This is a genomic window from Mesorhizobium sp. P170090 (assembly GCF_057786115.1).
The window spans coordinates 931,320-950,105 of sequence record NZ_JBYNWH010000001.1 but is presented as its reverse complement, the minus strand read 5'-3'; the positions used below and the strand labels follow the sequence as shown (position 1 = coordinate 950,105).

General features: G+C 62.7%; 19 protein-coding genes and 1 pseudogene. 8 read left to right on the top strand and 12 right to left on the bottom strand.

Translation table 11 applies throughout. The features are described 5' to 3' along the window. Window positions 1-168: 168 nt before the first annotated feature. From AC3EML_RS04770 to yihA, 3 genes are all read left to right on the top strand, one after another. Window positions 169-735 carry a fasciclin domain-containing protein gene (locus AC3EML_RS04770; RefSeq protein ID WP_023673244.1) on the top strand — a complete coding sequence of 189 codons (567 nt, stop codon included), beginning with the start codon at window positions 169-171 and terminating at the stop codon, window positions 733-735. 318 nt (window positions 736-1,053) lie between these two features. Then, a complete protein-coding gene (locus tag AC3EML_RS04765; protein WP_023732746.1) occupies window positions 1,054-1,692 on the top strand; it encodes a CatB-related O-acetyltransferase in 639 nt (212 codons plus the stop codon). Next, complete coding sequence (gene yihA / locus AC3EML_RS04760; protein WP_023673242.1) at window positions 1,689-2,348, top strand: ribosome biogenesis GTP-binding protein YihA/YsxC; 660 nt, start codon at window positions 1,689-1,691, stop codon at window positions 2,346-2,348. The genes AC3EML_RS04765 and yihA overlap by 4 nt, the downstream gene beginning before the upstream one ends. Before the next feature lie 66 nt (window positions 2,349-2,414). Here yihA and AC3EML_RS04755 read toward each other — a convergent pair whose 3' ends face one another. Further along, window positions 2,415-3,158, bottom strand: a complete 744-nt coding sequence (locus AC3EML_RS04755) for a TetR/AcrR family transcriptional regulator (RefSeq protein ID WP_023681357.1) — start codon at window positions 3,156-3,158, stop codon at window positions 2,415-2,417. A 146-nt stretch (window positions 3,159-3,304) separates the two neighbouring features. Between AC3EML_RS04755 and AC3EML_RS04750 the strand changes: the two genes are divergently transcribed. Next, complete coding sequence (locus tag AC3EML_RS04750; protein ID WP_023732747.1) at window positions 3,305-4,486, top strand: HlyD family secretion protein; 1,182 nt, start codon at window positions 3,305-3,307, stop codon at window positions 4,484-4,486. A gap of 21 nt (window positions 4,487-4,507) precedes the next feature. Beyond that, window positions 4,508-6,109 carry a DHA2 family efflux MFS transporter permease subunit gene (locus AC3EML_RS04745; protein ID WP_023732748.1) on the top strand — a complete coding sequence of 534 codons (1,602 nt, stop codon included), beginning with the start codon at window positions 4,508-4,510 and terminating at the stop codon, window positions 6,107-6,109. 118 nt (window positions 6,110-6,227) lie between these two features. Here AC3EML_RS04745 and AC3EML_RS04740 read toward each other — a convergent pair whose 3' ends face one another. From AC3EML_RS04740 to AC3EML_RS04720, 5 genes are all read right to left on the bottom strand, one after another. Beyond that, window positions 6,228-7,775 (bottom strand): FAD-dependent monooxygenase, encoded by a 1,548-nt coding sequence (locus AC3EML_RS04740; RefSeq protein ID WP_352520654.1) that lies wholly within the window; start codon window positions 7,773-7,775, stop codon window positions 6,228-6,230. 153 nt (window positions 7,776-7,928) lie between these two features. Continuing rightward, window positions 7,929-8,429, bottom strand: coding sequence for a peptide-methionine (R)-S-oxide reductase MsrB (gene msrB, locus AC3EML_RS04735; protein WP_352520655.1), 501 nt, complete (start codon window positions 8,427-8,429; stop codon window positions 7,929-7,931). A 212-nt stretch (window positions 8,430-8,641) separates the two neighbouring features. Then, a complete protein-coding gene (locus tag AC3EML_RS04730; RefSeq protein ID WP_023681353.1) occupies window positions 8,642-9,199 on the bottom strand; it encodes a fasciclin domain-containing protein in 558 nt (185 codons plus the stop codon). Between the two features lie 222 nt (window positions 9,200-9,421). Beyond that, a complete protein-coding gene (locus AC3EML_RS04725) occupies window positions 9,422-10,144 on the bottom strand; it encodes an anti-sigma factor (RefSeq protein ID WP_023673235.1) in 723 nt (240 codons plus the stop codon). Further along, window positions 10,141-10,680 (bottom strand): sigma-70 family RNA polymerase sigma factor, encoded by a 540-nt coding sequence (locus AC3EML_RS04720; RefSeq protein ID WP_023673234.1) that lies wholly within the window; start codon window positions 10,678-10,680, stop codon window positions 10,141-10,143. Before AC3EML_RS04720 ends, AC3EML_RS04725 begins: the two co-directional genes overlap by 4 nt. Window positions 10,681-10,827: 147 nt before the next feature. On the opposite strand from AC3EML_RS04720, the gene AC3EML_RS04715 reads away from it, so the two are divergent. After that, window positions 10,828-11,250 (top strand): amidase, encoded by a 423-nt coding sequence (locus tag AC3EML_RS04715; protein WP_245270238.1) that lies wholly within the window; start codon window positions 10,828-10,830, stop codon window positions 11,248-11,250. A 100-nt stretch (window positions 11,251-11,350) separates the two neighbouring features. Then, window positions 11,351-12,244: an acetylglutamate kinase gene (gene argB, locus AC3EML_RS04710; protein WP_013528489.1), complete on the top strand. Its 894-nt coding sequence runs from the start codon at window positions 11,351-11,353 to the stop codon at window positions 12,242-12,244. A gap of 42 nt (window positions 12,245-12,286) precedes the next feature. Here argB and AC3EML_RS04705 read toward each other — a convergent pair whose 3' ends face one another. From AC3EML_RS04705 to AC3EML_RS04695, 3 genes and pseudogenes are all read right to left on the bottom strand, one after another. Next, the gene (locus AC3EML_RS04705) at window positions 12,287-12,685 is read right to left on the bottom strand and encodes a RidA family protein (protein WP_023710405.1); all 399 of its coding nucleotides are present in this window, start codon (window positions 12,683-12,685) and stop codon (window positions 12,287-12,289) included. 108 nt (window positions 12,686-12,793) lie between these two features. Further along, window positions 12,794-14,339: pseudogene (gene bchE, locus AC3EML_RS04700) on the bottom strand (magnesium-protoporphyrin IX monomethyl ester anaerobic oxidative cyclase). 111 nt (window positions 14,340-14,450) lie between these two features. Beyond that, window positions 14,451-14,927 (bottom strand): Lrp/AsnC family transcriptional regulator, encoded by a 477-nt coding sequence (locus AC3EML_RS04695; RefSeq protein ID WP_023687465.1) that lies wholly within the window; start codon window positions 14,925-14,927, stop codon window positions 14,451-14,453. Between the two features lie 139 nt (window positions 14,928-15,066). On the opposite strand from AC3EML_RS04695, the gene phhA reads away from it, so the two are divergent. Next, on the top strand, window positions 15,067-15,903 hold the full coding sequence (gene phhA, locus AC3EML_RS04690; protein ID WP_023687466.1) for a phenylalanine 4-monooxygenase: 837 nt from the start codon (window positions 15,067-15,069) through the stop codon (window positions 15,901-15,903). Window positions 15,904-16,099: 196 nt separating this feature from the next. Here phhA and AC3EML_RS04685 read toward each other — a convergent pair whose 3' ends face one another. From AC3EML_RS04685 to AC3EML_RS04675, 3 genes are all read right to left on the bottom strand, one after another. Then, window positions 16,100-17,539: a GMC oxidoreductase gene (locus AC3EML_RS04685; protein WP_352520656.1), complete on the bottom strand. Its 1,440-nt coding sequence runs from the start codon at window positions 17,537-17,539 to the stop codon at window positions 16,100-16,102. Next, the gene (locus AC3EML_RS04680; RefSeq protein ID WP_023725316.1) at window positions 17,536-17,706 is read right to left on the bottom strand and encodes a hypothetical protein; all 171 of its coding nucleotides are present in this window, start codon (window positions 17,704-17,706) and stop codon (window positions 17,536-17,538) included. Before AC3EML_RS04680 ends, AC3EML_RS04685 begins: the two co-directional genes overlap by 4 nt. A 177-nt stretch (window positions 17,707-17,883) precedes the next feature. Beyond that, a complete protein-coding gene (locus AC3EML_RS04675) occupies window positions 17,884-18,645 on the bottom strand; it encodes a GGDEF domain-containing protein (protein ID WP_023696034.1) in 762 nt (253 codons plus the stop codon). Between the last annotated feature and the right edge of the window lie 141 nt (window positions 18,646-18,786).

Here is an 18,786-nt window from a genome sequence, read left to right as displayed (position 1 = left end):
GTGACCCCGTCATGTCCATCGCGGGGATGCGGCGCGTGGAATGGGCATTCGTCTTTAAATATTTGTTATCATTATCCTTTTTTACTCTGCACCGAAACTTTCCCGCAATCGCCGCGTAACTCTTCCCGACAATCGAATCAACAATTGTCGCACCAGAAGGGTTCTCCAATGGCAAAGTCCATCCTCAAGGCATTCTGCTTTTCCGCCGGCCTGGCTCTATCGGGCCTCGCAGCTACGACGGCCTATACGCTCGCCAATCCCGCCGTTGGCGGCGCTGCGATGCTGACCTCGAAGAACATCGTCGAGAACGCCCTCAACTCGCCGATCCACAAGACGCTGGTTGCCGCCGTCAAGGCCGCCGGCCTGGTCGACACGCTGGAAAGCGCGGGACCCTTCACGGTGTTTGCGCCGACCGATTCCGCCTTCAAGAAACTGCCGGCCGGCACCGTCGCCACGCTGGTGAAGCCCGAAAATAAGGACAAGCTGACCAAGATCCTGACCGCCCATGTCGTGGCCGGCAAGATCTCGGCCAAGGATATGATGACCAAGGCCAAGGCGATGGGTGGCAAGTATGAAATGAAGACCGTCAGCGGCGACACGCTGATCGCCGAGGTAAAAAAAGGCGCGCTTTATATCGTCGACGAATCCGGCGGCGCCGCCAAGGTAACGGTCGCCGACGTCAACCAGTCGAACGGCGTCATCCACGTCGTCAACAAGGTGCTGTTGCCGAAGTAACGGCTTTACGCAACGGGGAATGACGGCGGGCTGCGACGGGCTTTCTCGGTCTGCCTTCCCCACCTCACGAGGAGGTGCCATTCTTTTGAAGCCGTCTTCGACACCACCGGGGTCCTGCTTGTCCTTCGCAGGGCCCCGTTTTTTTTGTTTCAGGGCGCCTTAGCCGACGGCGGCGGTCGACCTGATCGTGATCTGCCGCGGCACGAACTGAACATCGAAGCCCAGCAGGGCTCGCTCATCGGGCGATTGGTGCTATAGGGCGGATCACGCCATCTCGAATGGCGGCTTTAATTTGCGCCACTCTCGACGGATCTCGCCATGGACGGACCCAACCCAGACATCAAACACCCGATCCCGATGCACCCCCGCGTCGGCTTCCTCAAGCCCCTGGTCACCGCGCCGAATATCGAGATCGGCGAGTTCACCTACTATGACGATCCTGACGGACCGGACAAATTCGCCGAGCGGTGCGTGCTGCATCATTATCCCTTCATCGGCGACAAGCTGATCATCGGCAAGTTCTGCGCCATCGCCGAGGGCGCGCGCTTCATCATGAACGGCGCCAACCATGCCATGTCCGGCTTTTCCACCTATCCGTTCAACATTTTCGGCCATGGCTGGGAGCAAGGCTTCGACCCGAAGACGTGGTCGCAGGAACTGCGCGGCGACACGGTGGTCGGCAATGATGTATGGATCGGCATGGATGCGGTGATCATGCCCGGCGTGTCGGTCGGCAATGGCGCCATCGTGGCGGCGAAATCGGTGGTGACGCATGACGTGCCGGCCTATGCGATCGTCGCCGGCAATGCGGCAAAGGTGGTGAAGATGCGTTTCGACGACAGGACGGTCAGGCGGCTGCTTTCCGTGGCGTGGTGGAACTGGCCGGTGGACAAGATCGGCCGCAACCTCAACGCCATTCGGGGCGCCGATATTTCCAGGCTGGAGGCAGCGATTTGAACGCGCTGGGCAACACCGTCATCGGAACCGACCTGTTCACCAAGGGGTGGATCTTCATCCGCGGCGTGCCGGCGATGAAGTTCCTGCCGCCGGAGGGGCCGCCGGAGATCGCCTTTGCCGGCCGCTCCAATGTCGGCAAGTCGTCGCTGATCAATGCGCTGGTCGGCCATAACGGGCTGGCGCGCACCTCCAACACGCCGGGGCGCACGCAGGAGCTCAACTATTTCGTGCCGGGCGGGTTTTCCGGCGAAGGCACCGACTTGCCGCCAATGGCGCTGGTCGACATGCCGGGCTACGGCTATGCCAGCGCGCCGAAGGAAAAGGTGGACGATTGGACCAAGCTGGTCTTCGACTATCTCAAGGGCCGCGTGACGCTGAAGCGGGTCTATGTGCTGATCGATTCCCGCCATGGCATCAAAGCCAAGGACGACGAAGTGCTGTCGCTGCTCGACAAGGCGGCGGTGTCCTACCAGATCGTGCTGACCAAGACCGACAAGATCAAGGCCGCCGGCGTGCCGCAGCTGATCGAAGAGACATTACTGAAGATCAAGAAGCGGCCGGCGGCGTTTCCGTTCGTGCTCGCCACGTCGTCGGAAAAGGGCGAGGGTCTGGACGAACTGCGCGCGGCGATCGTGCTGGCGGCCAATGGCGGTTAAAAGCAACTCCGGGAAAAGTGTGAAGCGGTTTTCCGTCCGGAGTTGCGAAAAAAGACCTTTGGCTAACTAGGCCTTTGCCTTGGACTTCGCCTCGAGCGCGATCATCTGGTGGCTTTCTTCCTCGGCAAGCTTTTCGGTGCCGTAGGACTTCAGGAACAGGCTGACGCCCGACCGCACGATGTGGTCGATTTCATCCTGGCTCGGCGCCTTGGTGCGGTAGGCGAAGATGCACTGGCGAAACAGGCCGGCGAGGCACAGTTCGGTGAATTGATAGGCGGCAAGATCGACATCATCGATCTTGAGCAGGCCGCGTTCTATGGCTGCATTGAGGAACTTGACCACCTTGTCGTGGCCGCGTTTGGGGCCGCGTTCGTAAAACCGCGCGCCCATGTCCGGTATCCTGTCGGAGGCGCCGATCACGGTGCGTTGCGCCTGGATGACCTTGGCCGAGGTGATCTTCATCGACAGCACCTTGCCGAACTTCACCAGCGTCTGGCGCAGATCGTCGGCGCGGTCGAGCATGTCGTACATGTTCTTGAAGATGGTGCCGCGCTCTTCCTCGATCAGCGCCTCGAACAGCTCTTCCTTGTTGGCGAAGTAGACATAGATCGTGCCCTTGGAGACGCCGGCCTCGCGGGTAATGTCGTTCATCGACGCCGCTTCGAAGCCCTTGTCGATGAACACGCGCCGCGCGCCCTCGATAATCTGGCTGCGCTTGACCGGATCCTGGCCCGCCGCCGGGCGGCCGCGACGCGCACTATCCAGCACATCGCACGGATCATTTTCGACGTCGGGTAACGTGTCGGCCATTAAAGTCACACCTCGCGAAATAATTCGAACCGAGCGGTTCGATTGCTCTTGATATGGGCCTGCTTTAGCGCTATGTCAACGTTCGCATCGAACCGAACGGTTCAGTATAACACATTTTCCTTATGTAGCTACGGTAGCGAGATATCATGTCCTCGAACACGCCAACCACCGCCGAAGTCCGCCCCTTTCCCAACGCCAAGGTCTCGCCGGTTATCGAAGCGCCGGAAGCGCCCATCAAGCCTGCCGCCGAAGTTTTGGCCGAGGTGCCGGCCAAGAAGAAGCGGTCGGCTCGCTCGTTCATGCTGCCGATCATCGGCCTCGCTCTGCTCAGCGCCGGCGCCTGGTATGGCTATAATTACTGGACCGACGGCCGGTTCCTGATCTCGACCGACGATGCCTATGTCCAGGCCGACATGTCGTTCGTCTCGCCGAAGATTTCCGGCTATGTCGATCAAGTCAAGGTCTCGGAGAACCAGCAGGTCAAGGCCGGCGATCCGCTGCTGACGATCGACGACGGCGACTACAGAATAGCCGTTGCCCAGGCGGAGGCGCAGATCGCCACGCTGGCCAAGACGCTCGACCGTATCGACGCGCAGACCAAGGCGGCGCAAGCTTCGCTGCAACAGGCGCAGGCGCAGAAGGTCGCCGACCAGGCGGCAGCCGACAACGCCGCTCGCGCCCAGCAGCGCGCCGCGCAACTGGTCAAGACGCATGTCGGCACACAGGCGCAACTGGACGATGCCCAGACCGCTCTCGACCAGGCCAATGCGGCCCTCGTCGGCGCCGACGCGCAGATTGCAGCCGCACAGGCCAATATCGGCGTGTTCGAAGCGCAGCGCGCCGAATCGGCCAGCACGCTGGCTTCGCTGCGGCTGAACCGCGACAAGGCCGCGCGCGATCTGTCCTTCACCGTGCTCAAGGCGCCTTATGACGGCGTCGTCGGCAACCGCTCGGTCGAGCAGGGCGACCTCGTCAGCCCGGGCCAGAAGCTCGCCGTCGTGGTGCCGCTGGACAAGCTCTACATCGTTGCCAACTTCAAGGAGACGCAGCTGGCCAAGCTGGTGCCCGGCGAGAAGGTGCGGGTCTCGGTCGACGCCACGGACGGCCATGATTTCGAAGGCACGGTGTCGTCGCTGGCGCCGGCTTCGGGTGCGGTGTTCTCGCTGCTGCCGCCGGAAAATGCCACCGGCAACTTCACCAAGGTGGTGCAGCGCATCCCGGTTCGCATCGACGTTCCGGCCGATGTGCTGAAGGCAGGCAGGCTGCGCGCCGGCCTGAGCGTGGTCGTCGCCGTCGACAGCCGCACGGCTCCGGCTACGGCGAACTGAGCGAAAGCCGGGAGCAACGCCATGGCAACCGCAACCATAACCGCAGGAGCGGCGCCGGCGCCTGCCATGCCGGCGGTGCCGACGACCATCTCGACGCGCCGCCTCATCGCCTTCCTGGCGATGGTGTTCGGCATGTTCATGGCGATCCTCGACATCCAGATCGTCTCAGCCTCGCTGGCCGAGATCCAGGCCGGCCTCAGCGCCAGTTCCGATGAAATTCCATGGGTGCAGACCGCCTATCTGATCGCCGAGGTGGTGATGATCCCGCTGTCGGGCTTCCTCAGCCGGATGCTGTCGACGCGCGTGCTGTTTGCAGGCGCCGCGGCCGGCTTCACGGCGGCCAGCGCGCTGGCCGCGACCGCCACCAACATCGACCAGATGATCGTCTACCGAGCCATCCAGGGCTTTATCGGCGGCGGCATGATCCCGAGCGTTTTCGCCGCCGCCTTCACCATCTTCCCGCCGTCGCGCCGCGCCATGGTGTCGCCGATGATCGGCCTGGTGGCGACGCTGGCGCCGACCATCGGCCCGACCGTCGGCGGCTATATCAGCCATGCCATGTCGTGGCACTGGCTGTTCCTCATCAATGTCATTCCAGGCATTCTGGTGACGGTCACGACCTGGACCCTGATCGATTTCGACAAGCCCAATCTCGGCCTGTTCAGCAAGTTCGACTGGTGGGGCCTTGCCGGCATGGCGGCGTTTCTCGGCTGCATGGAATATGTGCTCGAGGAAGGTCCGAACCATGACTGGCTGCAGGAACAGGCCGTGTTCATCTGCGCCATCATCATGGTTGTCGGTGCGGCGCTGTTCTTCTGGCGTGCCTTCACCGCCGAGGAGCCGATCGTCGATCTCAGGGCCTTCACCAACGTCAATTTCGCCTTCGGTTCGCTGTTCTCTTTCGTCATCGGCATCGGCCTGTACGGTCTGACCTATCTCTACCCGGTGTTCCTCGGGCGCATCCGCGGCTACGATTCCATGATGATCGGCGAAGCCTTGTTCGTCAGCGGCCTGGCGATGTTCGTCACTGCGCCGATTTCCGGCATCCTGTCGAGCAAGATGGATTTGCGCATCATGATGATGATCGGGCTGTTCGGCTTCGCTGCCGGCACATGGTGGATGACGCATCTGACCGCCGACTGGGATTTCTGGGAATTGCTGATCCCGCAGATCCTGCGCGGCAGCTCGATGATGCTGTGCATGGTGCCGATCAACAACATTGCGCTCGGCACCTTGCCGCCGGACCGGCTGAAGAACGCGTCGGGCCTGTTCAACCTGACCCGCAACCTCGGCGGTGCGGTCGGCCTTGCCGTCATCAACACCGTGCTGATCGATCGCAGCGCCTTCCACTACGCCAGGCTGGCCGAGCATGTGGAATGGGGCAGTGCGGCGGCGCAGACCAAGCTGCAGAACATGACGCTCGACTTCCAGCAGACGCCTGGTCTCGACGCCACCAAGGCCGCGATCTCCAAACTGTCGGGCATGGTCCAGCAGCAGGCGTCGCTGCTGTCGTTCATGGATGTGTTCACCATGCTGACCGTGCTGTTCGCGACCATGGCGGTCTTCACCCTGGTCATCGCCAAGCCGGCGCCGCCCGCGGGCAGCGGTGGCGGAGGCCATTGAGCGCGCCGGACCCCCCCGCCTGGCGCCCTCATGTGTGACCCCGGAAATCACCCCCGATTTCCGGGGTCACGCTTAAGCATCGATCGTTATCAAGCTCCTTGGTCGAACACCCGGCGCGCTATGCTGCGGCAGGCGGCCCAAACCATTTGGTCAGCGAGTCGGTTAGCCCGGCTGCTTCAGGGCCGCCGACCCAGGCCACATAACCGTCAGGCCGGACCAGCACTGCGCGTGGGGCTTCGACTGCCCCCAGCACCGGAAGCTCCCATGCGCCATCGTAGCTGGCGTCGACCAGCTGAATCCGCTCCACCCACTGGCCGATACCAAAAGCGCCGGGCTCACCAAGATTAAGCAGCAGCGGCCGGGCGTCATGCAGCAGGGCGAAAACCGGCAGCGGACCGGCAGCGGTGACGAGGTCGAGATCCGGCATGCGACGCCCCAGCAGCGGATGCCCCTCGCCAAGATCGTAGTGGATGTCCAGGCCGGACAACATGCCGGCAAAACGCTTGCGCGGTTCTTCCATGCCGAGAAGTTCCGACACTGTATCGCGCAGCGCCTTGGTGCGCTCGTCTTCGCGACGGAGCACGACCGACGCCATGGTGTTTTTCATCACACGCGCGGCAATCGGGTGGCGCTCTGCCTGGTAGCTGTCGAGCAGGCTTTCGGGCGCAGTTTTCCTGACCACCTGGGCAAGTTTCCAGCCCAGATTGACCGCGTCCTGCACGCCGGTCTGCAGCCCCTGTCCACCGTCCGGCGGATGCACGTGCGCGGCGTCGCCGGCCAGCAGCACCCGCCCCTTGCGGTATGAGGCTGCCTGCCGGGTCATGTCGGTGAAGCGGGCCAGCGATGTTGGATTGTGGACGCCGTAATCGGTGCCGTAGACGGCAATGAGCGCCTCGCTGAGCTCATGCAATGTGGGCACGCCGCCGGCCCCGACCTCGCGTTCGGTCACCAGCACCCGTACCGTACCGTCTTCCAGTCTGCTGAGGCCGTGAATTCCGATGGCGTCGCGGTGGATACCCCATTGCGGCTCTTCTGTTACCTCGACCTCGGCAATCAAATTGCTGATTGTCGGCTCGGAACCGGGGAACTCTATGCCAGCCGCCTTGCGCACGAGACTTCTGCCGCCGTCGCAACCGACAAGATAATCGGCACGAAGCGACCCGCCATCTGTCAGCGCGACATCGACGCCGCCTGCATCCTGCACGAAGCCTGTCACCTCGCGGCCACGGTAGACCGTGACGCCAAGTTCATCGACCCAGCAGGCAAGGATGCGCTCGATGTGCTTTTGCCACAGCGCCAGCCCGTAATTGTGGCGGGTGGGGAAGTCGCTGATATCAAGCGAAACGCCGGCGAAACCCGCGACCTGGGCGGTCTGGCCTTGCGACAGGAACCGATCGGCAATGCCGCGCTGGTCGAAGATCTCGATGGTGCGCGAATGCAGGCCGCCGGAGCGCGCGCCCGCGAGATCCTGGTTCTCGCGCCGCTCGACGATGGCGACATCGATGCCGGCCAGGGAAAGCTCGCCGGCCAGCATCAACCCGGTCGGGCCGCCGCCGGCGATCACCACGGAATGGGATATTCGCGGCCGGTCCGCATCAACACCGTCGGTCGATTTGGCGCTCGATTTGGGCTCGCCGTCGCGAGCCCGTGCTTCAGTTCGTTGCATAGGTCCTGGCCCTCTCGTTAAGGGCTGCGGAATCTACGCATAAAAAGCCGTCTGCCAATTCTTGAAGTTGACTGTTTTCGCCCCATTTCAACAGATAGGAGGCGGTCGTCACGCCGGCGCCAAATCCCCACCCCGCTAAAAGACGCCGAACGGTCAGGCAGTGGCCGGCTTGAAGCTGAGCGCAACGCCGTTGATGCAATGGCGCAGGCCGGTCGGGGCCGGGCCATCGTCGAAGACATGGCCGAGATGGCCGCCACAGCGGCGGCAGTGGACCTCGGTACGGGTCATGCCGAGCGAACGGTCCTCGGTCTTGCCGACGGCGTTGGCAATCTCCTGCCAGAAGCTCGGCCAGCCGGTGCCGGACTCGAACTTGGTGTCTGAGGGGTAGACCGGCAGGTCGCAACCGGCGCAGGCGAAAATGCCCTTGCGGTGCTCGTTCAGCAGCGGGCTGGTGCCGGGATATTCGGTGCCTTCCTTGCGCAGCACGTTGAAGGCTTCGTCAGACAGGATGGCGTGCCATTCGGCGTCGGTCTTGGTGACCTCGAAGGTTTCGGCAGCTCTGGCGGGTTGGGGTCCGCCCATGCGCAGCGTTGCCACCGCGCCGGCACCGGCGGCAAAGGCGACGCCACTCAAAAGCAAGTCGCGACGGTTCATGACAGAAATCCTCCTGCGGGTTGTTTTGCCAGATTTAGCCGCCACTGGAAAATCAAAAGCCGGTGACGGTTGTCCTGCAGACGAACGCTCCACACCGGCTCCGCGCTTGTTGCGGACGGGATGGAGCGATCGGTCGTTTGCGCGGCCCACGGGGGCGGGGCCGCGCAATCTGCAGGGAGCTTACCGCCTGTTCGTCGGCGGCAAGGGCTTTGTTACATCTTCGGCAGCAGGACCTTGTCGATGACGTGGATGACGCCGTTCGACTGCTCGACATCGGCGATCGTCACATTGGCGACATTGCCGTTCTCGTCGGTCACGGTGACCTTGCCGCCGTCAGCCTTGAGCGACAGCTCGCAGCCGCCGACCGTCTTGACCTTATGGGTGCCGCCATCGGCCTTGGCCATCGAGGCGACATCGGCGCCCATCGCTTTAGCGCCGATGACATGGCAGGTCAGGATCTTGGTGAGCTTGTCCTTGTTCTCGGGCTTGAGCAGCGTCTCGACCGTGCCAGCCGGAAGCGCGGCGAAGGCCTCATTGGTCGGCGCGAAGACGGTGAACGGGCCTGCGCCCTGCAGCGTCTCGACCAGGCCGGCAGCCTTGACGGCGGCGACCAGCGTGGTGTGGTCCTTCGAATTGACGGCGTTCTCGACGATGTTCTTGTTGGCGTACATGGCGGCGCCGCCAACCATCGGATTCTCGGCATAGGCGATTGTGGCGAGGGCGGAGACGGCAATGGTACCGGCGAGCAAAAGGGTGGCGATTCTACGCATAGTGTTCGAACTCCTCGGGGTTATTGTTTCCTCTTTCGGAACATGAGGAGATACGAAATAGAACTGCCTGAGTTTCCGCGCGCCGGGAAAAATTTCCTTTATTTTGTCGACGAATTAATCTCCGGAGATCGAACCTCTAATCTCCAGCAGCGTATCCAAAACGAAAACAGCGGAAGATGTACTTCCGCTGTCTTCATTGTGACGTCATGGTTTTACGATTTATCAGATGCCCTTCAGGTCGCCCGCGGCAACGACCGGTCCGGTCGGCTGTCCGGTCGTCGAACCGCCCGTCGGCTCGACGCTGACGGCAAGCACGGCGCCTTGCGCCAGCTTCTGCTGCACTGCCGGGGTAACCGGAATGTGCGTGACCTGGCCGGCGGGAATGACACCCATCGAGACCGGCGCATTCTTGCCTTCGATCATCCACAGTTCGAAGTCCTTGCCGGCGGCGCGTTCGCCCGAAACCAGCGACAGGCCGACATCGCGGCGGGAAGCGTCGTAGACGACGAGGTATTTGACATCGCTGCCTTCGGCAGCCAGCGAGGCGACGAGGCGCTCCTGCGGCACGACGACCGGCGACCTGACGTAAGGCACGGCGACATAGAGCACCAGGGCCGCGAGAGCCGCTGCGGTGAGGCCGCGCCAGAAGCTAAGGCTGGACCACAGGCTGCCGCTCGGGGCCGTCGTCGACGCCGCGGTGGAGGAGAACAGCCGGCGATCGATAGCCGGCTTGATGGTGGCCGGCGGCTCTACCTCAGCATAAGCGGCAGCCATCGGCGAGAGATTCACTTCCCAGGAATCGACGAGACGGGCAAAGCCGGTCTCCGCGTCGATGCGTCCGGAGGCTATCTGGCGCTCATCCGCCGGCAGCACGCCGAGAACGTATTCGGCTGCGAGCAGGTCGTCGCCTCCACGTTCCGGTCCATTTTCTTCTGCCAGGGTCATCTTTCCAGACATTCTCTAAGTTTCAACAGGCTGCGGCGCAGCCATGTCCGCATCGTGTTGAGCGGAACCTTGTGACGTTCCGCGAGCTCGGCGTAACTTTCGCCGTTCAAATAAGCACCCCGAACGGCTTGCGCCCGGTCTTGTTCCAACTCTTCAAGGCACTGATAGATGCGCTCGGATTCACCGCCCGCAACAACCATAGCCTCTGGCCCCGGACCGGGGTCAGCCACGTCGAGCGCGGCATCGATATCGGCAGCGGGCTTGCGTCGCGACCGGATGCGATCAATCGCATGATTGCGTGCTATGGCCACCAGCCAGGAGATTGGGCTTAGATCGGAAACAGCGAAACGGTCCGCCTTCGTCCACACTTTGACGAAGACCTCTTGCAGCGCTTCTTCCGCATCTCCGCGATCCTTCAATACACGAAGGCACACGCCGAAAAGTTTCGCACTGGTTTGCCGGTAAAGCAGATCGAACGCAGTCCGATCCTTCATCGAGGTCCGGACAATCAGGGTGGAGATATCCTGCGGCGTCATACGGACAAGCTAAGCGATCACGATTTATTTGCAAAGGCAGAAATCTTGTTGTCCACGCAAACGATGTCCGCGCCCGATCGCCAGTAATCGCCGGTCGGTGCCAAGGAAATCGGCTGTCGTTAGCCTCCCGCAGAAAGGGGAACAGCAATGTCGGCCGAACAGATGCTGTGGGAGAACGATGCAACCGGCTTGGCGGAGCTGGTGCATAGAGGCGAGATCTCGCCGCCGGACCTTGTCGATGCTGCGATCGCGCGCGCCGAGGCAACCCGATCATTGCGCATCCGCCGCTTGCCTGAGGCGCCATGGACCCGAAGGGGGCCGCGAGCTCATCGAAAACCTGCTCGACAAATTGCATTTGACCCGTCTCTTGGAGATCAGATCCCTGTTTGGGCAATTGATGGACAAGAGCCTGTGGTTCACCACTGGCCGGCGATCCAGAATGGCCTGCCGCTCGACATCCAGGGCGTCGGCCGCCCCGGCGACGAGCAGACGTTCTTGTCGCTCGCCGCGCAGATGGAGAAGATTTCCGGCTGGCTGACGCGGCGGGCGCCGCTCAAGGTGCCGGCCTGATCCGGCAGATTTCATCATCGTGATAGCAAAGCTGTTTGCGGCCTAGGCCAATTCCCGCTAAGACGCCGCCGTCCTTACCCGCATCCAGGGAACCATGCCGATGACGGAGATCACCGCCACCGCCGAAATGCAGGCCGCCCTGCTCTCGCGGGCCCTGCCCTATATGCAGCGCTACGAGCACAAGACGGTGGTGGTGAAATATGGCGGTCATGCCATGGGCGATATCGAGCTCGGCAAGGCTTTCGCCCGTGACATCGCGCTGCTGAAGCAGTCCGGCGTCAACCCGATCGTCGTCCATGGCGGCGGGCCGCAGATCGGCGCCATGCTGGCCAAGATGGGCATCGAATCCAAGTTCGAAGGCGGGCTGCGCGTCACGGACCAGAAGACGGTCGAGATCGTCGAGATGGTGCTGGCCGGTTCGATCAACAAGGAGATCGTCGCGCTGATCAACGCCGAGGGCGAATGGGCGATCGGCCTGTGCGGCAAGGACGGCAACATGGTGTTCGCCGAAAAGGCGCGCAAGACCATGATCGACCCGGACTCCAACATCGAGCGTGTGCTCGATCTCGGTTTCGTCGGCGAGCCGGTCGAGGTCGACCGCACCCTGCTCGACCTGCTGGCACGCTCGGAAATGATCCCGGTGCTGGCGCCGGTGGCGCCCGGCCGCGACGGCCACACGTACAACATCAATGCCGACACCTTCGCCGGTGCCATCGCCGGCGCCTGCCAGGCGACGCGCCTTTTGTTCCTGACCGACGTGCCCGGCGTGCTCGACAAGAACAAGAAGCTGATCGACGAGCTGACGGTGGCCGAAGCCAAGGCGCTGATCAAGGACGGCACGGTGTCGGGCGGCATGATCCCCAAAGTCGAGACCTGCATCGAGGCGATCGAGCGCGGCGTCGAAGGCGTCGTCATCCTCAACGGCAAGACGCCGCATGCGGTGCTTCTGGAACTGTTCACCGAACACGGCGCCGGCACGCTAATCGTGCCCTGATCGGCAAATGGCTTGGCGGCCAGTCGATCGGCTGGCCAGCCGTTAGGCAGGCTGGGGCAGGCGCGCGATGACCTTTATCTCGAAGTCGAAGCCGGCTAACCAGTTGACGCCGACCGCCGTCCAATTGGTGTAGGGCGGTTCACCGAACACCTTCAGCCGAACGGCATCGATCACGGGCCATTGCGCTGCCGGATCGGTGTGGAAGGTGGTCACGTCGACTATATCGTCGAACGTGGCGCCCGCTGCTTTCAGCACTGCCGCGAGATTGTCGAAGGCAAGCTGGACCTGCTTTTCGAAGACAGGTTCGGGCGACCCGTCCTCGCGGCTGCCGACCTGGCCCGAGACGAATAAAAGATCGCCCGATCGGATTGCAGCAGAATAGCGATTGATCTCGTAGAGAGCCTGCCTGCCGGCAGGAAAGATCGCGTCACGTTTGGTCATTTTCACTCCATTGTCCGGGGCACTCACATACGTCCCGTATGCATGAGGTGGGTACATACGCTGCGTATGTCAATACGCATGCGGTAGGTATGAAGGGCAGCGAGCCCGTCAGGCGCCGGCCGAGATCGCGACAGCCGCTTCGGCCGGCTTGCGCGACGGGCGCATGACGACCATGGATTCCTCATCGGCATCCTGCGGAGCGCCCCAGAACTCAGCCAGCGTCGGACCATCCTTGAGGCGGCGGTTGCGGGCCAGAAAACCCCAGACCTCGCGGAACCACACGCGGCGGCCCATTTGCGTGTACCAGCGCATCGAATGGCGCTGTTCGGGATCGGGGTGGAAGAGAATGCGCGCCAGCGCCTTCGGCCGCGACTGCACCGCGACCTCGATCAGCTTCACCGAGAAGAACAGCATCCACGGTTTCAGCCGGGTCATCTGCAGCACCTGGTGCTTGTAGTCCCACAGCCGGGCATCCGTCTGGATCACCTTGCGGTCCCTGGCGATGCGGAAGAACGGCGTCCAGCGGTGCGGCGTGACATAGAGCGCCTGGATCTGGTCGGGGTCGTAGGCAAGCAGCTGGCGAAAGCCGCGCCACAGATCGCGAAAGGTCTCATCCTCGAACCCGGCCACCCAGGTCGCCATGGACGGTATGCCATGCTGGCGGAGCAGCCGGATCGCCTCGCGGTCGGATGAGGTGCTGCCGCCCTTGCGGATCAATTGAAGCGTCTGTTCGTCGGTGTTTTCCATGCCGAGCAGCCAGCGGATGACGCCGGCCTTGCGATGGAGGTGCAGGATGTCGGCATCGCGCACGATGTCGTCGGCCCGGGTCGAGCCGACGATCAGCACCGGCACGTTCTCGGCGATCAGCGCATCGAGAAGGGCGCGCCAAACCTTCTTCGACACGGTCGGGTTTTCGTCGGCGAGGTTGATCAGTTCGACGCCGTGCTGGCGGTACAGCCAGGCAATCTCCTGCGCAAATTTCTTGGGGTCGCGATGCCGCCAGCGGGTCCAGAAACCACGTTGGCCACAATAGTTGCACAGATGCGGGCAGCCCCGCGAAAACTGCATAACCACGGCGCGCTTGCCGCCCCAATAGCTGTAGCGGCGGTGATCGATCAGCTCCCAGCTGACGCGGTACTCGTCCAGATTGGCAGTGGTCCCGGCCGGCCGCGTCGCGAAGGGGCGGCCGAGATCGTCGCGATAGGCGATACCCGCGACATCGCCCAGCGGCCGGCGATTGTCCAGTGCCACGACCAGGGCAAGGATGGTTGCCTCGCCCTCGCCGCGCACGATGAAGTCGAAGACATCGCTCGCCGCCAATATGTCGCGCCAGTGATAGGTCGGGAACACGCCGCCATAGATCACCAGCGTCGCCGGCTCGAGCGCCTTGACCATGCGGGCGATCGCGAGCGCGGTGGGATGCGCCGAGGTCGAGCCGGAGTGGCCGATCAGGATGCAATCGGGCTGGCCGCTGAGCGCATCGCGCACCAGAGTTTCCAACGGCATCGGCCCGAATTCGGCATCGACCAGCCGGACTTTATGGCCGGCGTCGATAAGCGGGCCGCCCAGCCAGCAGGCCGAGCGGTGGCAGATGGTCATCGGGCACGCGGCTGCCGATGGCGGTGTGCGGCGGATTGATCAGCACGATGTTCATGACGGACCTTTGAGCGACGGTCCGCATGGCGTAGCCGGCGTTTCAGTTTCGCATTTGGGCTCCGTTCAGCAGTTTGCGTGCAGCTTTTCCGCAGAAATGGCGGTGCGTGTCCTACCGCCTGAGGTGGGCGAGCGGCACGTGGCCCGGGCCCTTGATGTTCTGCAGCACCAGCTGGGTGTGAACGTCGCGCACGCCGGCAAGGCGCATCAGGCGGTGCATGACGAAGGCGTTGAGTTCGTCGACCGACGGCACCATGACGTGCAGCAGGAAATCGTGGTCGCCGGTCATCGTCCAGCATGACGACACTTCGTCCATGCGTTGCACGGCGGCGATGAAGGTTTCGGGCGAACCGTCGCTGTGGCTGGTGAGCCGCACCTGGATGAACACCTCGACCATCAGGCCGACGGCGCGGCGGTTGAGCACGGCGGCAAAGCCCTTGATGATGCCGGCCTCCTGCAGCGCCTCGAAGCGGCGGGCGCAAGGCGTCGTCGACAGGCCGATCTCCTGCGCCAGTTCGGACACGGGCTTGCGTCCATCGCGCTGAAGAACATCCAGCATCTTGATCTCGAAATCGTCGAACTGAGGCATTTTCACTCTCTTTCAGCTTCTGCTTGGTGATTTTTACCTCAAATCATGGACCCAAGCCATCATCAAAGCTGAATTGCCTCGCCGGCCGCCGCTAAACTCTGCGGACAGATTCAAGTGTCACGATCAGGGGAGAAGAACCATGACGACGATGAGCGTTGCCGAATATGCCCGTGATTGCGCGGCGCAAGGCCTGCGTGGCGACTATTCAGTGTGCCGTTCCGATTTCACCGTGGCGCAGGGCTATGATTACAGCGCCGACGAACAGGCGGTGTGGCGCACGCTGTGCGACCGGCAGACCAAGCTGACGCAGAAGCTGGCGCACCATTCCTATCTCGATGGCGTCGCCGCACTCGGCCTGCTCGACAAGATCCCGGATTTCGGCGCGGTCTCAGACAGGCTGCGCAAGCTGACCGGCTGGGAAATCGTCGCCGTGCCTGGCCTCATCCCGGCCGCGCCCTTCTTCGACCATCTCGCCAACCGGCGCTTTCCGGTGACCAACTGGCTGCGCACCAAGGACGAGCTCGACTACATCGTCGAACCCGACATGTTCCACGACTTCTTCGGCCATGTGCCCATCCTGACACAGCCGGTGTTTGCCGACTTCATGCAGATGTATGGCGAAAAGGCCGAGAGCGTGATTGCGCTGGGCGGTGACGAGATGATCACCCGGCTCTACTGGTACACCGCCGAATACGGGCTGATACAGGAGGAGGGCCAGAAGCTGAAAGCTTTCGGCGCCGGGCTGATGTCGTCGTTCACCGAATTGCAGTTCGCCGTCGCGAGCCCGGACGCGCACCACGTGCCCTTCGACCTCGAAACGGTAATGCGCACCGGTTACGAGATCGACAAGTTCCAGCGCGCTTATTTCGTGCTGCCGTCCTTCGACGTGCTGCGCGATGCGTTCCGGACCGCCGATTTCAAGGCGATCGTTGCCCGCCGCAAGGGGCAGCCGACCCTGGATCCAGCGACGGTTTAGCAAATCCTGAAGGGTTTGCGCGGCACCTATCCCCACCCTTAATCCTCCCCACAAGGGGGAGGGAGATCTCGTTGGCGCTGATTTCCGAGGGTTTCGACACCAAGGCATGGGTAGCGCCGGTAGAAATCCTGTCGCGCCGTTCGCTTTTTTGACAATCAGACGGTGATGACTTCGTCACACCGGGGGGATGACTTCGTCACACCGTGATTACTTTGGTCAGATGGTCGCCTAGCCGGCAGGCAAGTGCGGTGATCGTCGTCGTCGGGTTGCATTCGCCCGACGTGCAGAATACCGAGGAACCGCCGACATAGAGATTGTCCATGCCGTGCACCTTGCAGTTGGCGTCGACCACGCTCTTGGTGATATCGGTGCCCATGCGCGTGCCGCCCATATGATGGTGGCCGGCCAGTTCCTCATCCGTCGGGTAGTCCTCGCCATTGGTCAGCCAGTCCATGATGCGGACGCGGCCGAGGTCCTTCTCGATCAGCGTCGTTCCGAACAGCTTGAGCCCCTCGAGGATGGTGCGGCGCTCCAACGGCGACTTCTTCCAGTGCAGCTCGATGCGCGGCACGCCGGCACGGTCGACATCGGTCTTCGACAATTCGATATGGTTCGAGGCCAGCGGCGCCTGTTCCCAGGCGACGTAGAGCTGGGCGGCGCAGCGCAGGTTCTGGCTGAGCTGGTAGGCGATCCATTCGGCGGCCTCGGGCGCGGTGCAGGCGAGGTCGGCAATCAGGCTCTTGACGCCGGCATAGGGCGTCTCGATCAGGCGTATGCCGAAATTCATGATCTGCAGCCGCTCCATGGCGGCGAGCGTCGGCGAGAAGAACGCCTCGTTGACGGCATCAACCTCGAACTCCCTGTAATCGGCCAGGATGGCATTGCCGCCCTCGAAGGTCGGGTGCTCCATCCAGTAGCGGCCAAGTGCCGTGGCGTTCGGCACCACGCCGCCATTCGAGCGCTGGTTCGACCATAGAAGCAGCCGCGAATTCTCCAGCCCGCCGGCGCAGACGATGAAATAATCGGCGCTGAAGGCGCCGGCATCCTTGCCGTTCGACCACAGCCTGGCGCCGGTCACTCGTTTGCCGTCCCCGGCAAGTTCGGTGGCATAGGTGTTGAGCACGAGCGCTATGTTCTTGCTCTTGTCGAGCTCGTCGGAGAATTTCTCGCCAAAGCGCACGGCCGGGCTCTTGATCAGCTGCACCCAGCGTATGTCGTCTGAAATCGGCACATCGGGCTTGAAGTCGGGAAGCTCGAGTATGTCGTGCACCTCGGACAGATAGGGCTCGATGTCGGTCCGGGCGATTGGCCAGCCGGTGTCCGGCGCCCATGCCTTGGGCTCAAAGTCCTGCTTGTCGAGCACGCGGCACCAGCCGGCCCAGTGGTTCGACGACCCGCCCATGAAGCGCAGCCGGGTGATGTCGAGATCGAAATATTGATCGCCGACCGTGGAGCCGCGGTAGAAATCCTGCGACTCGTCGCTGAATTCGCGTGCGCCGGCCTCCAGCACCACGACCGGAATGCCGGCGGCGCCGAGCTTTCTGGCAATGGTGGTGCCGGCCGGCCCGGAGCCGAGAATGCAGACCTTGGGCTTGAAATCCGAGGCTCGAAACGCCTCATAGCTGTCGAAGATCATGCCAGGTCGCTCCGCTTCAGGATCCAGCCATTGACCACGACGATCTCGTCGGGATCGGCCGGGGGGCGGTCGCTGTCAGGCAGCTTGCGAAAAAGCTGTAGCGCCGGCATCGCAATCAGCGCCTGCACGATGGTGCGGCGCGATATTTTCCTGATGAAGAAACTCATGACACGTCTCTGGATGGGGGCTTCAATCCACGCCTGGCGTTCCCTGAACGGCACAGGTACCGGCCAGACATGCCATTCCCGTGCCAAGCCTTGCCTGTAAACGAGTTACACCCCGGTAAACGGCGCAGTTGCGTGGAAACAATGTTGGCGAACCATTAACAGCCCCACCACCAACACCTAGGCAGCTTCGGAAATGTCCCGGTCGAGGATCGACAAATTGCGGCCGCGGTGCTTGGCCTCGTAGAGCCGGCGGTCGGCGGCGCGCATCAGGTCCGAGACATCGGCATCTTGCGCACAGGTGATGCCGCCGATCGAGACGGTCAGCGGCACCGTGCGCTCGTCGACCGGACGAAAGCGGACCAGCTCGACTTCACGGCGGATGCGCTCGGCCACGCGCCGGGCTTCGGCTTCCGTAGCGCCGACCAGGAAGGCGCCGAACTCCTCACCGCCAATGCGGCCGAGCACGTCGCCGCTGCGGACGCCGCGCTCGATGGCGCTGGCGATCAACAGCAGTGCGTCATCGCCGGTCAGATGGCCGAAACTGTCGTTGATCGCCTTGAAATGGTCGGCGTCGATGATCAGCAGCGCGCCGCGATCGGATTTGCGCCGCGAGCCGTCCAACGCGGCAAAGAAGCTCTCGCGGTTGAGCATGCCGGTCATGTCGTCGCGGCTCGCCTTCGCCGACAGGCGCCGATGCGCGGCGGCGAGCTGGGCATGCGCGCGGGCGAGATCGCGATGCGCGTTTTTCAGTCGGTCGCTCTGCCAGAAGGTGCTGGCGCAGGCGATCCAGGCGAGCGCCAGCGGGCACACCGTCGATGTCAGCCAGACAGTGCGGTCGACCGGAAAACCCATGGCCGGAACGATGATCAGCGTCAGCAAAAGCGAGATGGCTACCGAGCCGAATGCGACCGCGGCGGACTTTAAGACTATGCGACTCATCGCTGGCTCCCACTGAACCGTCTCTGTGCCAGCAAGCCCTGAAGGCCACCTTTCCGTGATGGCTAAAATTTGAATGGTGAGCCCATTTTTACAACTCTAGATGCACATAGGTTGTGGATAAGCTCTACATCAGAAAGGGGT

Bases quoted from the DNA above. Each gene is read 5' to 3' on its own strand.
- AC3EML_RS04770 (WP_023673244.1), top strand. From the start codon at position 169: ATGGCAAAGTCCATCCTCAAGGCATTCTGCTTTTCCGCCGGCCTGGCT.
- AC3EML_RS04765 (WP_023732746.1), top strand. From the start codon at position 1,054: ATGGACGGACCCAACCCAGACATCAAACACCCGATCCCGATGCACCCC.
- AC3EML_RS04755 (WP_023681357.1), bottom strand. From the start codon at position 3,158: ATGGCCGACACGTTACCCGACGTCGAAAATGATCCGTGCGATGTGCTG.
- AC3EML_RS04750 (WP_023732747.1), top strand. From the start codon at position 3,305: ATGTCCTCGAACACGCCAACCACCGCCGAAGTCCGCCCCTTTCCCAAC.
- AC3EML_RS04745 (WP_023732748.1), top strand. From the start codon at position 4,508: ATGGCAACCGCAACCATAACCGCAGGAGCGGCGCCGGCGCCTGCCATG.
- AC3EML_RS04740 (WP_352520654.1), bottom strand. From the start codon at position 7,775: ATGCAACGAACTGAAGCACGGGCTCGCGACGGCGAGCCCAAATCGAGC.
- msrB (WP_352520655.1), bottom strand. From the start codon at position 8,429: ATGAACCGTCGCGACTTGCTTTTGAGTGGCGTCGCCTTTGCCGCCGGT.
- AC3EML_RS04730 (WP_023681353.1), bottom strand. From the start codon at position 9,199: ATGCGTAGAATCGCCACCCTTTTGCTCGCCGGTACCATTGCCGTCTCC.
- AC3EML_RS04725 (WP_023673235.1), bottom strand. From the start codon at position 10,144: ATGACCCTGGCAGAAGAAAATGGACCGGAACGTGGAGGCGACGACCTG.
- AC3EML_RS04720 (WP_023673234.1), bottom strand. From the start codon at position 10,680: ATGACGCCGCAGGATATCTCCACCCTGATTGTCCGGACCTCGATGAAG.
- AC3EML_RS04715 (WP_245270238.1), top strand. From the start codon at position 10,828: ATGTCGGCCGAACAGATGCTGTGGGAGAACGATGCAACCGGCTTGGCG.
- argB (WP_013528489.1), top strand. From the start codon at position 11,351: ATGACGGAGATCACCGCCACCGCCGAAATGCAGGCCGCCCTGCTCTCG.
- AC3EML_RS04705 (WP_023710405.1), bottom strand. From the start codon at position 12,685: ATGACCAAACGTGACGCGATCTTTCCTGCCGGCAGGCAGGCTCTCTAC.
- AC3EML_RS04695 (WP_023687465.1), bottom strand. From the start codon at position 14,927: ATGCCTCAGTTCGACGATTTCGAGATCAAGATGCTGGATGTTCTTCAG.
- phhA (WP_023687466.1), top strand. From the start codon at position 15,067: ATGACGACGATGAGCGTTGCCGAATATGCCCGTGATTGCGCGGCGCAA.
- AC3EML_RS04685 (WP_352520656.1), bottom strand. From the start codon at position 17,539: ATGATCTTCGACAGCTATGAGGCGTTTCGAGCCTCGGATTTCAAGCCC.
- AC3EML_RS04680 (WP_023725316.1), bottom strand. From the start codon at position 17,706: ATGAGTTTCTTCATCAGGAAAATATCGCGCCGCACCATCGTGCAGGCG.
- AC3EML_RS04675 (WP_023696034.1), bottom strand. From the start codon at position 18,645: ATGAGTCGCATAGTCTTAAAGTCCGCCGCGGTCGCATTCGGCTCGGTA.